Raw genomic sequence first — 11841 nt, 5'->3', positions numbered from 1 at the left:
GACCCCGCACTGCCCCGGCCCGGGATCGCCGGAGTGCTGGCCCAGCCGGGCTGGCGGCAGGGCGACCGCACCCTCTTCAGCCTGGAGGCGTACACCTCCGCGACCGGCTCGGCGCTGCGCTGGCTCTGCGACGACCTGGGACTGTTCGAGACCCCGCGGCAGATCGGCGAGCTGGCGGCCACGGCCGCGCCGGCGCCGGACGGCCCGCGCTTCTTCCCGGCCCTGGCCGGGGTGCGGGTCCCGGTGTGGCGGCCCGCGGCCACCGGGGCGCTCACCGGGCTCAGCCTGGCCACCACCCGGGCGGACATCGCCCGGGCGGTGCTGGAGGGCATCGCCCACTCGGTGTGCGACCTGGTCGAGGGAGTGGCCGCCACCATGGGCGCGCCGCTGCGGCGGCTGCGCTGCGGCGGCGGGGTCGCGGGCAGCGACCACCTGCTGCAGACCCTGGCCGATCTCGTCGGCATGGAACTGGAGCGGGTGGCGGAGCCGGCGACGGCCAGTCTGCGCGGCAGCGCGTATCTGGCGGGAGTGGGCGCCGGACTCTGGTCCTCGCTGGAGGAGGTCGTGGAGGCCCGGCCGAGCGGCCGCGTCTTCACCCCGCGGACCACTCCCGCTGCGCGCGGGGAGCAGCGCGCCGCCTGGCGGGAGCTGACGGCGGCCCAACTGGGCTGACGCCCGCCACGGTCCCGGAGGGCGGCAGCACCACGCCGTACCGCAGGATGCCACCCGCCGGGCCCGTCCCGGGGAGGCGCGCACCAGCGGAGCCGGTCCGGCCACCCGCGCCGGAACCCGTCGCGGACACCCCACCACGCCCGCGCCCGTCCTCCGCGTGCACACGGCCCTGACCGCACCACGGCACGCACGACCACGACCACGACCACGACCGCGACCGCGACCGCACGACCGCGGCGGCCGACCTGCCGCCGTACCGCACTACCTGGAGTTGATTGTGATCACCATGCCTGCCCGCAAGCCGGGCCGCTCGGCACGGGCGACACGCCGCTCGGCGCTGCTGCTCGACCGGGAGCGGACCACCCGGCGGCTGGCGGACGAGCAGTTCGACGTGCTCGTCGTCGGCGGCGGCATCACCGGGGCCTACACCGCGCTGGACGCGGCCTCGCGCGGGCTGCGCACCGCGCTGGTGGAACGGGACGACTTCGCCTCCGGCACCTCCTCGAAGTCCTCGAAGATGGTGCACGGCGGCCTGCGCTACATCGAGCAGGGCAACATCGCCCTCGTCCGCCACTCGCTGCTGGAGCGCCACCGCTTCCGCCGCAACGCGCCGCACCTGGTGCACCGGCTGCCGTTCCTCTTCCCCGTCCTGGAACAGGAGGGGGTCTTCGACCCGCGGCTGGCCAAGGGCTTCGAAGGACTGCTGTGGACCTACGACCTGGCCGGCGGCTGGCGCATCGGCAGACTGCACCAGCGGCTGACCGCCGACGAGGTGCTGGCGCACGCGCCGACGCTGCGCGCCGACAGCCTCAAGGGCGGCCTGATGTACTTCGACAGCCGCGCCGACGACGCCCGCCTCACGCTGACCGTGGCCCGCACCGCCGCCTCGCTGGGGGCCGCCGTCCTCAACGGCGCCCGGGCGGACGCGCTGCTGACCAGCGGGGGCAGGACATGCGGCGCCAAGGCCACGGTGGACGGCGCGGAGGTGGACATCCGCGCCCACGCCGTCGTCAACGCCACCGGGGTGTGGAGCGACCGGCTCGACGCCATGGCCGAGGCGGGCCACACGGCACGGGTCCGCCCGGCCAAGGGCGTCCACATCGTGGTGCCGTGGCACAAGCTGCGCATCGACTGCACGGTCACCGTGCCGGTCCCCGGCCGGGCCCGCCGCGCCACCTGCACCCGCTGGGGCGACACAGTGGTGCTGGGCACGACCGACACCGACTACCGGGGCTCGCCGGACGACGTGCACTGCACCCGCGAGGAGATGGAGTTCCTGCTGGAGGGTGCCCGGACCGCGTTCGACGCCGAACTGACCCCCGACGACGTGATCGGCTCCATCGGCGGGCTGCGCCCCCTGGTCGGCGGCAAGCAGGGCGCCACCCTCGACATGAGCCGCGATCACCGCATCGCCGTCGGGCCCAGCGGCATGGTGACCGTCACCGGCGGCAAACTGACCACCAGCCGGCACATGGGCGAGCTGGTCGTGGACAGAGTGCTCGGCGTGCTCGGCGACCGCGGCGCCCTGAGCCGCACCGGCCGGGGCAGGGGCCCCAGGAGCCGCACGGTGCGGCTGCCGCTGCTGGGCGGCGCGGGCTACGACGCGGAAGCCGTGGCCGCCTCCGGCGGGCTGGCCGCGCATCTGGGCGAGCGCTACGGCACCGAGGCGCGCTTCGTGCACGACCTGATCGCCGAGGATCCGTCGCTGGCCGAGCCCGTCGTCGCCGGGCTGCCGCACACCCGCGCCGAGGTGGTCTACGCGGCCCGCGCCGAGCTGGCCCGCTCGGTGGACGACGTGCTCTCCCGCAGGCTGCGGGCCAGGCTCTTCGCCCGGGACGCCTCGGCCGCGGCGGCACCGGCAGTCGGTGCGCTGCTCGGCCGCGAACTGGGCCTCGGCGCACAGCAGGTGCAGCGCCAGGTCACCGACTACCTCGACGCCGTCCGCCACGAGAAAGCCGTCCTGTTCGGGGACTCCGAAACCACCGGAACGCCCGGTGACCACGAAGGAGCAGCCGCATGATCAGCCGTCAGACCGTCACCCACCCCTTCAACCGGGGCCGCTACACCGTGGGCGCCCCCAGCCCCGCGGGCTGGGCGCAGCACACCCCGGTCGGCGACGGCCCCGCCGCGCTCCAGCACACTCCGGTCGAGGTGCCAGCGGAGGTCGTGGCGGAGCTGCGCAGCGCCGCGGGCGCCGTGCACACCGACCGCGCCGAGGTGGTCACCCGCACCCGCGACTGGTGGGCCGGTTCGATGATCGGGGAGACGGAGGGCCGCCCGGCCGCGCCCGACGCGGTGGTCGTGGAGGCCGCCGACGCCGACCAGGTGGCCGCCGTGCTGCGGATCTGCCACCGGGCGGGCGTCCCGGTGACGGCCTCGGCGGGGCGCAGCAACGTCACCGGTGCGGCGCTCCCGGTCTTCGGCGGGGTGGTGCTCGACCTCTGCGGCCTGGACCGCATCCGCTCCGTCGACCGGGAATCCATGGTCGTGGACGTCGAGGCGGGGATGTTCGGCGACCTGTTCGAGAAGGAGCTGCAGGAGTCGTACGGGGTGACGACGGGGCACTGGCCGTCCGCGTTCGCCCTCTCCACGGTGGGCGGCTGGGTCGCCTGCCGGGGCGCGGGGCAGCTCTCCACCCGCTACGGAAAGATCGAGGACATGGTCACCGGGGTGGACGTGGTCCACGCGGACGGCTCCCGCGCCACCTACGGCGACTACCCGCGCGCCGCCACCGGCCCCGATCTGCGCCAGCTGTTCGTCGGCTCCGAGGGCACACTGGGCGTCATCGTCGCCGTACGGCTGCGGGTGCATCCGCTGCCGGAGTACGCCAGGGCGCTCGCGTTCGGCTTCGATACGTTCGCGCAGGGCCTGGAGGCGTGCCGCCGCGTCCTGCAGCGCGGCGCCACCCCGGCCGTGCTGCGCCTCTACGACCGGCTGGAGAGCGGCGTCCACTTCGGCCACCCGGACACCAATCTGCTGCTGATCGCCGACGAGGGCGATCCGACGCTGGTGGACGCGGCGCTGGCGGTCGGCCGGGCGGTGTGCGAGGAGTACGGGCCCGAACTGGACAGCGAGGCGGTCTTCGCCCGGTGGCTGGACGAGCGGATGCTGGTGGGCAAGTCCTCCGACGGTTTCACCGCCTCCCCCGGCTTCGTCGCCGACACCCTGGAGATGGCGGCGAGCTGGAGGGATCTGCCGGTCGTCTACGACGAGGTGGTTGCCGCGGTCGAGTCGGTGCCCGGCACGCTCGCCGCCTCGGCGCACCAGTCGCACGCCTACAGCGACGGCGCCTGCGTCTATTTCTCGCTGCGCGGCGACGTCGATCCGGCCGAGCGGCGCGCCTGGTACCGGTCGGTGTGGGACGCGGCCAACGCGGTGCTGCTGCGGCACGGCGCCGCGCTCAGCCACCACCACGGCTGCGGGCTGCTGCGGGGCCCCTACCTGCCCGAGGCACTCGGTGCCGGGTTCGCGACGTTCACAGCGGTGAAGGAGGCGCTGGATCCGACCGGCATACTCAACCCTGGCAAGCTGGGCCTCCCCAGCCGCTTCGGTACCTCCCCGCTGAGCTGAAGAGAGCCTAGGCAGACCATGACTGTGCACCCCCGGTCCGGCGCCCCGAGGCCCGACCGACGACTGTCCGCCGCGTTCGCGAAAGTACCCGTTGTCGCCTCGGTGGTCGGCGTCCAGCATCTGAAGGACTTCCTGACCGCTCCCGCCGCCGTGTGCATCCTCGCCTCGGTGTCGGTGGGCAGGCTTCCGCAGGTCGTTCCGGCGCTGGGCCGGGCGGGCAAGACGGTCTTCGTGAACGTCGACTCCTCCCCCGGCCTCGCCCAGGACCGGGGTGCGCTGGAGTTCCTCAAGCACATGGGCGCCGCCGGAGTGGTCAGCACCCGTCTCTCGCTGGTGGAGAAGGGCCGTCCGCTGGGGCTGCTGACGATGCAGAAGGTGTTCGTCACCGACCGCTCCAACCTCAACCGCAGCCTGGACGCCGTGGCCCGCGGCCTGCCCGACCTGGTGGAAGTCATGCCCGCGCCGATCGTGGCACGGATGGAGCCCGCGGCGCTGCGCGCGATGTCGCCGCATGTGGCCGCCGGATTCGTGCAGTCGCCGCAGGACGTCGCGGCGGCACTGGAGCTGGGCGCCGTCGCCGCTGCCACCTCCGACCCCCGGATGTGGCACCTGACCCGGGACGGGCTGCCGTCCCCCACAGAGAGCTGATGAACGATGAGTGAGAGCAGTTGTGTCGTGGTGGCCCGCTACCGCACCCGGCCGGGCAGGGAGGAGGAGGTCCTCGCGCTGCTGGCGGAGCTGGCCGCCGCCTCCCGCGGCGAGCCCGGGAACCTGCGGTACCGGGTGCATCAGGGCATCGAGGACCCGCGCACCGTGGTCCTGTACGAGGAGTACGCCACCGAGGCCGACTTCACCGCGCACTGCGCCACCGCGCACTTCCGGGACCTGGTGCCGGGGCGGATCGTGCCGCTGCTGGAGTCCAGGGACGTGGTGCGGCTGACCCCGGTCGGGGAGGTGGCGCCGTGAGGACGCGGGCGGTCGTCCTGCGCGAGGTGAGTACGGCACGCCCCTACGGTGCGACCCGCCCCGTCGAGGTGGAAGAGCTGGAGCTGGGCGCTCCGCGGGAGGGCGAGGTGCTGGTCCGCACGGCCGCCGCGGGGCTGTGCCACTCGGATCTGTCGGTCGTCAACGGCGACCGGGTGCGGCCGCTGCCGATGGCGCTGGGCCACGAGGCCGTCGGGGTCGTCGAGGAGACCGGCCCCGGCGTGGACCGGGTGGCGGCGGGCGAACACGTGGCGCTGGTGTTCGTGCCGAGCTGCGGGTGGTGCGCCCGGTGTGCCGAAGGCCGGCCGGGGCTGTGCTCGGCGGCAGCTGCGGCGAACGGCTCGGGCGGGCTGCTGCACGGACCGCCGCTGCTGCGGGACGCCGCCGGGCGTACCGTCCACCACCAGCTCGGCGTCTCCGCCTTCGCGCAGTACGCGGTGGTGGCGCAGGAGTCGCTGGTGCCGATCCCGGCGGACATACCGTTCTCGATCGCCGCGCTGTTCGGCTGCGCGGTGCTGACGGGGGCGGGTGCGGTGCTGAACACGGCCGGGCTGCGGACCGGGCAGTCCGCGGTGGTGCACGGGCTCGGCGGAGTCGGCCTCTCGGCCGTGCTGGGGGCCCGCGCGGCGGGAGCCGCGCCGCTGATCGCCGTCGATCCGGTGCCCGCCAAGCGGGAGCTGGCGCTGCGTCTGGGCGCCACCCACGCATGCGCGCCCGAGGAGGCGGCCGAGGCGGTGCCGGAGTGGACCGGTGGCGGCGCCGAGGTCGCCGTCGAGGCGGTGGGCAGCCCCGCGGTGACGGCGGCGTGCCTGGCCACGGTGCGCCGCGGCGGGAAGGTCGCCTCGGTGGGGCTGCCCGGACCCGGCCGGATGCTGGACACCGTCCCGGCGGCGGCCTTCGCGGGCGAGGGGAAGTCGTTGCTGGGCTCGTACATGGGCGACGCGGTGCCCAGTCGCGACATCCCGCGCTTCCTGGGGCTGTGGCGCGCCGGGCTGCTGCCGGTGGAGGAGCTGCACACCGGGACGGTGCAGCTGACCACGGAGCACGTCAACCGGTCGCTGGAGGCGCTCGCGGACGGCACCGCGATCCGGCAGGTGCTGGACACCTCCGGGCTGCTGGCCGCATGACGACCGGGCCGGCCGCGCCGCGGCCGGCCCACCGGTCCCCCGTCCGGGCCATCGGCCTCGTCCGTACCGCACGGGGGGGCCGGGTCACGTCCCGGCGGCGGCCGGGAGTTCGACCCGGCCGAAGCGCCTGCGGTATGCAGACGGGCTCAGTCCGGTCTCCCGGCGGAGCCGGGACCGCAGGTTCGCGGCGGTGCCGAGCCCGCTCTCGCGGGCGACGACCTCCAGCCGTTCCTCGCCGCGCTCGATCAGCCGGCAGGCCAGCGCGACCCGCTCGCCGACCAGCCAGGCGAGCGGAGTGGTGCCGAGCTGGGCGCGGAAGCGGCGGTGCAGGGTGGCGGCGCTGACCGCTTCCCGGGCCGCCAGGTCGGCCACGGTGAGAGGCTGATCCAACCGCTCCCGGGCCCACGCCAGCAGAGCCGCCAGTGACTCCTCAGGGACGGCGGGCAGCGGCCGCTCGACGAACTGCCGCTGCCCGCCGTCCCGGTGCGCGGCGAAGACCAGGCGGCGGCTCACCGCGTTGGCGACCTCGGCGCCGTGGTCGCGGCGCACCACGTGCAGTCCCAGGTCCAGCGCGGCCGCGCTGCCCGCGGCGGTGAGGATGTCGCCGTCGTCGACGAAGAGCACGTCCGGCTCCAGGTGCACGTCCGGGAAGCGGGCCCGGAACCGGTCGGCCCACTGCCAGTGCGCGGTGGCGCGCCGACCGCTGAGCACACCCGCCTCCGCGAGGGTGAACGCTCCGCTGCACAGTCCCAGAAGGCGGGTGCCGCGCGCGTGGGCGCGGCGGACGGCCGCCAGCACCGCGGGGCGCCGGGGGACCTCGATGTCGGGCCGGTTGGGCACGATCAGGGTGTCCGCCTGCTCGACCGCCGTCAGGTCCGCGACGCCGGTGAGGGTGAAGAATCCGTCGCGCAGCACGGTGCGCGGCTCGGGTGAGCACAGTGCGAAGTCGTACAGCTCCCGGCCGAGCTCGGGCCTGCGCAGTCCGAAGATCTCTGTCGCGCAGCCGAGTTCGAAAGGGTTGGAGTTCTCGTCGACGAGCACAACGACCCGGTGGAGATCCGTCGGCCGGTCGTGCGAGGAATCTTGCGTCATATGCGATTTCTAGCAGTCGCGGCGGACGCCGTCACGCCCCAGGATGAGGCCATGAGCAGCGAACCCATCGACCTGAACCGGGCCCTGGCCTCCTTCGACGCCCTGTGGAGCCCGCGCATCGTCACCCGCGTCAACGACTACGACGCACGGATCGCCAAGGTACGCGGGGAGCACCTGTGGCACGCACACGAGGACACGGACGAGTTCTTCCTCGTCCTGGACGGAGAGCTGGAGATCGCGCTGCGCGAGCCGGCCGGCGAGCGGACGGTCCGGCTGGGCGCGGGGGCGGTCTTCACCGTGCCGCGGGGCGTGGAGCACAAGCCCGCCTCGCCAGGGGGCGCCGCGCTGCTGCTGTTCGAGCCCACCGGCACTTCCACCGTCGGGGACCGGCATGAGGAAGTGCCCGCACACGTCGACGCCACCACGGGGCACGAACTGAGCCGGTAGCGCCGCTCGCGACGGGCCGCCCCGGGCGGATGCCGCGTCCGCGGCGCGACCCGGTCCCGCGCCGCCGCGCCCCGCTCAGGCCGCGCGGACTCCCGCGATATGGGCCCGGGCCGCCCGCACCGCGTCGCGGATGTCGCGGGTCCCCGTGGAGACGCAGAGCGTGTAGGAGACGTCGTCCAGCTCCTGCCGGTCCCCGGACCCGTCGCGGAGGGCCTCGTAGCGGCTGAGCAGCTCTCTCAGGGTGTCGGGGTGGGCGATCATGGCAACTCCTCGGAGGCGCACGGCGGCGCTCGGCGGTGCGGGACACGGCAGCCGCCCGCGGCCGGCGGGCCGCGAAAGCGGTGCACAGGGCCAGTACCCGGCACAGGCCGGACAAAACGCGTAAAAGCCGACATGATGCTGCCATTCCCGCCCGCTGCCCGTTTGCCGCCGGGACTGGTGGGCACTACGGCGCCCGGGGACGGAAGACGCCCGCCGACGTGCGAAAGGAAGCGGCAGGAGGCTTGAGGTGACGTGATGGATTCCGTACCCGGAGTGCCCTGCTGGGTCAGCCTGACCGTCCGTGACCGGCAGGCCACCGAGGACTTCTACGGCTCCGTACTGGGCTGGTCCTTCACCGACAGCTCCCTGGGCCCCGGATTCCGCACGGCCACCAGGGAGGGCGATCCGGTGGCGGGCTTCAACGAGGCAGCCGTCTCCTGGCAGCTCCCGGTCCGCTGGACGGTGTTCTTCTCCGTGGACGACGCCGACCTCGTCTGCGAACGGGTCCGCGAGCGGGGCGCCACCGTCGCCGTCGGACCGCTCCGGGTCGGCGAGGGCCGGGCGGCCATGGCCGCCGACCCCTACGGTGCGGCATTCGGCGTCTGGCAGGGAGAACTGCCGCGCGGCTGGGCGGTCGGCGCGGGGCACGCGCCGGCCTGGCTGGAACTGCGCACCGGCGACGCCTTCGCCGCGGCGCTCTTCTACGGTGCCGTGCTCGACTGGACGAAGAACCCCAGCCACGGCGTGAGTTACGAGGAGCAGAGCGACGAGGTGCACATCCTGGTGGACGGCGAGACCGTCGCCGGGCTCCGCGGAGGCGGCATCGAGGCCGCTTCCGACCCGCAGGTGCGCACCCGCTGGGACGTGTACTTCCGCGCGTCCGACATCGACGCGGCGCTGGGCGCCGCGGAGCGGACGGGCGGCACCGTGGTCTCCCCCGTCCAGCGCGCCCCGCACGGCCGGGTCGCCACCGTCCGCGACCCGGACGGCGGCCTCTTCCGCCTGCTGGGCTCCTGACGCCCGGAGCCGGGCCTCACCCCTTCTGGTTCTGCTGCAGCACGTCGTGGCAGACGAGGCAGATCATCCGGCGCGAATCGCGCGAGGACCAGACCTGGCCGACGCTCATCGAGCGGCGCACCGGCTCGGGGTCGCTGTGCAGATGGCGGTCGCACACACCTGCCCCGCAGTCGACGCAGACCGCCAGGGCCGAGGTCTCGGTGCCCTCCTTGAAGCAGTCGTAGCAGTGCATGACGCTCCCTCTCTCGGAGCCGTAAGGGCGGACTGTGCGCGGGTTCCCCTCCGCACGGCGCCGTACGCATCGGTACGGCCAATCGGCGCAGCGCATGCCCCCGGCGGTGCGCTCCCCGGCGACCGGGGCCGCGCCCCGGCCGCGGGGCCGGCGTCGCGGCTCGGGGTCAGTAGCCCCGGGTGAGGCGGACGGCCAGGCCGGGAAGCCGGCCCGCGCTCAGCGCGTCCCACGCCGCGCGGAAGTCGGCGAGGACATCGGCTGCGGTGGTGGGCCCGGCGGAGTGGGAGGTGAGGGTGGTGCGGGGCAGCTCCCAGGCCGGTGATCCGGGCCCGGCGGGCTCCTCCGGCAGGACGTCCAGCACCGCGTGCGCCACCCGGCCCTCCTCCAGCGCCCGGCCGAGCGCCTCGGTGCGCACGGTCGCGCCCCGGCCCACGTTGAGGAAGGTCGCGCCGTCCATCGCGCCGAAGAATCCGGAGCCCAGGAGTCCGGCCGTGGCGGGCGTGAGCGGCAGCGCGTCGACCACCCAGCGTGCCGCACCCAGGGCCGCGGCCAGCTCCGCGGACGGCGCTCCCGAACCGTCCGGGGCCCGGGAGCCGTCCGGCGCCCCGAGCGCGACGACCTCGTCGAACCCGGGCACCGGGCGCGCGGTGCGGGCCACCCCGACGGTGCGCACCCCGCAGCGGCGGAGCGCGGCCGCGATCCCCGCACCGATCCCGCCGGTCCCGAGGACGACGGCGAGGGTGCCGTCGGCCAGTTCCGTGGGCAGCCGGTTCCAGGTGCGGGAGGCGTGCTGGTCCAGGAAGGCGGGGATGTTCTGCAGCTCGGCCAGCACCCAGGCCAGCACGTACTGGCCGATCCGCTCCCCCATCCGCCCGACCGTGCGGGTCAGCAGGGTCCCGGGCGGCCAGGCGGCGGACGCCAGCAGCGCGTCGACCCCGGCGTTGCTGCTGTGCATCCACAGCAGCCGCTCGCCGGGGCCGAGTTCGGGGAGGGTGGGGCCCACATGGATCCGCGGTCCGGTGCCCGGGCCCAGCGGGCGCCGGACGAGTTCCCCGACGCCCGCGCGCACCGGCGCGGGCAGGCCGGGGTCGACGGTGACGGCGGCACCCGCCAGTTCCCGTCCGATGCGCCGGGGATCCACGCCCTCGATCGCCATGGGTCTCCCTCTCCTCGCGCCGGGCCCGGTCGTGTTCCGGCCGCGATGCTACTGCCGTCCGGTCACGAGGCCGGGGCGATGTGCCAGCTTCCGACCCGGCGGTACTGCGAGTCGTGGATCTCCGATCCGTCGCCCGGCTGCAGCGCGTAGTGGCGCAGGTTGCCGCCCCAGTACCGCAGTGCCCGGCCCAGTTCGGCCGCCGCCTCCCCCTCGCCCCGCATGCCGCTGATGTCCACCTCGAGCACGAACTTCATGTCGGACCTCCTCCGCTCGTTGCCACGGGGCACCCGCCCCCGGGAGCCGCGGCCCCCTGGCACCTTCCATCATTTCATTCGAGTACCTTTGGGGACTTTCGAGAAAGTACGCGCTCACACTGAGGCGACAGTCGAGCAAAACTCTCAAATCACGGTTCTCCCCCGGATCGGCTGGGCGGCGTCGCGAGCGCGGCGCCGCAGCCCGCAAGGCGGCCGGTTTCCGTGCAGGTCAGCGGAACCGCCGGCCGGGCAAGTCTGGATGGAGCGGCGAATTCCGGGGGAACATGGCGCCATGCAGAGTGATCTCTTCGCGACGAAGAACATGGCGCAGCCCAGCCCGACGGCGGGGATGGAGCTGCAGAACGACAAATGCGTGAAGTACACCGTGAACGGGGAGTGCTACGCGCGGCAGGGCGCGATGGTGGCCTTCCGGGGGAACCTGAAGTTCGAGAAGAAGGGCCAGGGGGTCGGCAACTTCCTCAAGCGCCAGGTCACCGGCGAAGGGCTGGCCGTGATGTCGGTCAGCGGACAGGGCGAGGCCTGGTTCGCGCACGAGGCGGAGAACTGCTTCATCATCGACATAGCGCCCGGCGACTCGCTCACCGTCAACGGCCGCAACGTGCTGGTCTTCGACGCCGGACTGCACTACGAGATCGGCGTGGTCAAAGGCGCGGGAATGGCCGGCGGCGGACTGTTCAACAGTGTCTTCTCGGGCCAGGGCAGGCTCGGCGTCATCTGCGAGGGCACGCCGATCGTCATCCCCGTCTCGCAGCAGGCACCGGTGTTCGTGGACACCGACGCGGTGGTGGGCTGGAGCGCCCAGTTGCAGACCTCGCTGCACCGCTCGCAGAGTTTCGGCTCCATGATCCGGGGCGGTTCGGGCGAGGCGGTGCAGCTGCGCCTGGACGGTGAGGGCTTCGTCATCGTGCGGCCCAGCGAGAAGCAGCCGGCCACCGCGGGCAACTGACGCGTCCGGCGGGCGGCGGGCGGGGCCGGTGCGCACCCCGCCCGTCCGGAGGGCGGCTCCCG

14 protein-coding genes are annotated in these 11841 nt (G+C 74.3%); 9 read left to right on the top strand and 5 right to left on the bottom strand.

Annotation, left to right across the window (positions count from 1 at the left end; genetic code table 11):
- From A949_RS0112655 to A949_RS0112630, 6 genes are all read left to right on the top strand, one after another.
- On the top strand, positions 1–672 hold a 672-nt coding region (locus A949_RS0112655), incomplete at its 5' end, for an FGGY-family carbohydrate kinase (RefSeq protein ID WP_019356383.1).
- A gap of 277 nt (positions 673–949) precedes the next feature.
- On the top strand, positions 950–2692 hold the full coding sequence (locus A949_RS0112650) for a glycerol-3-phosphate dehydrogenase/oxidase (protein WP_019356382.1): 1743 nt from the start codon (positions 950–952) through the stop codon (positions 2690–2692).
- Entirely contained in the window at positions 2689–4242 is a 1554-nt protein-coding gene (locus A949_RS0112645) for an FAD-binding oxidoreductase (RefSeq protein ID WP_019356381.1), read from the top strand. Before A949_RS0112650 ends, A949_RS0112645 begins: the two co-directional genes overlap by 4 nt.
- 18 nt (positions 4243–4260) lie before the next feature.
- Positions 4261–4890: a glycerol-3-phosphate responsive antiterminator gene (locus A949_RS0112640; RefSeq protein WP_026004593.1), complete on the top strand. Its 630-nt coding sequence runs from the start codon at positions 4261–4263 to the stop codon at positions 4888–4890.
- A 6-nt stretch (positions 4891–4896) separates the two neighbouring features.
- A complete protein-coding gene (locus A949_RS0112635) occupies positions 4897–5208 on the top strand; it encodes a putative quinol monooxygenase (RefSeq protein ID WP_037706197.1) in 312 nt (103 codons plus the stop codon).
- Positions 5205–6353, top strand: coding sequence for an alcohol dehydrogenase catalytic domain-containing protein (locus A949_RS0112630; protein WP_019356378.1), 1149 nt, complete (start codon positions 5205–5207; stop codon positions 6351–6353). Before A949_RS0112635 ends, A949_RS0112630 begins: the two co-directional genes overlap by 4 nt.
- A gap of 84 nt (positions 6354–6437) precedes the next feature.
- Here A949_RS0112630 and A949_RS0112625 read toward each other — a convergent pair whose 3' ends face one another.
- Positions 6438–7445 carry a helix-turn-helix domain-containing protein gene (locus A949_RS0112625; protein ID WP_026004592.1) on the bottom strand — a complete coding sequence of 336 codons (1008 nt, stop codon included), beginning with the start codon at positions 7443–7445 and terminating at the stop codon, positions 6438–6440.
- A gap of 51 nt (positions 7446–7496) precedes the next feature.
- Here A949_RS0112625 and A949_RS0112620 point away from each other — a divergent pair, with 51 nt between their 5' ends.
- Complete coding sequence (locus tag A949_RS0112620; protein ID WP_019356376.1) at positions 7497–7892, top strand: cupin domain-containing protein; 396 nt, start codon at positions 7497–7499, stop codon at positions 7890–7892.
- Between the two features lie 75 nt (positions 7893–7967).
- Here A949_RS0112620 and A949_RS0112615 read toward each other — a convergent pair whose 3' ends face one another.
- Entirely contained in the window at positions 7968–8153 is a 186-nt protein-coding gene (locus tag A949_RS0112615) for a DUF5133 domain-containing protein (RefSeq protein ID WP_019356375.1), read from the bottom strand.
- A gap of 255 nt (positions 8154–8408) precedes the next feature.
- Between A949_RS0112615 and A949_RS0112610 the strand changes: the two genes are divergently transcribed.
- Positions 8409–9170 carry a VOC family protein gene (locus tag A949_RS0112610; protein ID WP_019356374.1) on the top strand — a complete coding sequence of 254 codons (762 nt, stop codon included), beginning with the start codon at positions 8409–8411 and terminating at the stop codon, positions 9168–9170.
- A 16-nt stretch (positions 9171–9186) separates the two neighbouring features.
- Here A949_RS0112610 and A949_RS0112605 read toward each other — a convergent pair whose 3' ends face one another.
- The 3 genes from A949_RS0112605 to A949_RS0112595 all read right to left on the bottom strand — a co-directional run bounded on the left by A949_RS0112605 (position 9187) and on the right by A949_RS0112595 (position 10812).
- Complete coding sequence (locus A949_RS0112605) at positions 9187–9402, bottom strand: DUF2180 family protein (protein ID WP_019356373.1); 216 nt, start codon at positions 9400–9402, stop codon at positions 9187–9189.
- 166 nt (positions 9403–9568) lie between these two features.
- A complete protein-coding gene (locus A949_RS0112600; protein WP_019356372.1) occupies positions 9569–10558 on the bottom strand; it encodes an NAD(P)-dependent oxidoreductase in 990 nt (329 codons plus the stop codon).
- A gap of 62 nt (positions 10559–10620) precedes the next feature.
- Positions 10621–10812, bottom strand: coding sequence for a hypothetical protein (locus A949_RS0112595; RefSeq protein WP_019356371.1), 192 nt, complete (start codon positions 10810–10812; stop codon positions 10621–10623).
- A 292-nt stretch (positions 10813–11104) separates the two neighbouring features.
- Here A949_RS0112595 and A949_RS0112590 point away from each other — a divergent pair, with 292 nt between their 5' ends.
- Positions 11105–11779 (top strand): AIM24 family protein, encoded by a 675-nt coding sequence (locus tag A949_RS0112590; RefSeq protein WP_019356370.1) that lies wholly within the window; start codon positions 11105–11107, stop codon positions 11777–11779.
- Positions 11780–11841: the final 62 nt, after the last annotated feature.

The organism is Streptomyces sp. AA1529, from assembly GCF_000280905.1.
Taxonomy (GTDB): domain Bacteria; phylum Actinomycetota; class Actinomycetes; order Streptomycetales; family Streptomycetaceae; genus Streptomyces.
Note: the sequence above shows the minus strand (reverse complement) of the source record. Positions and strands in the feature narration are given on the sequence as shown.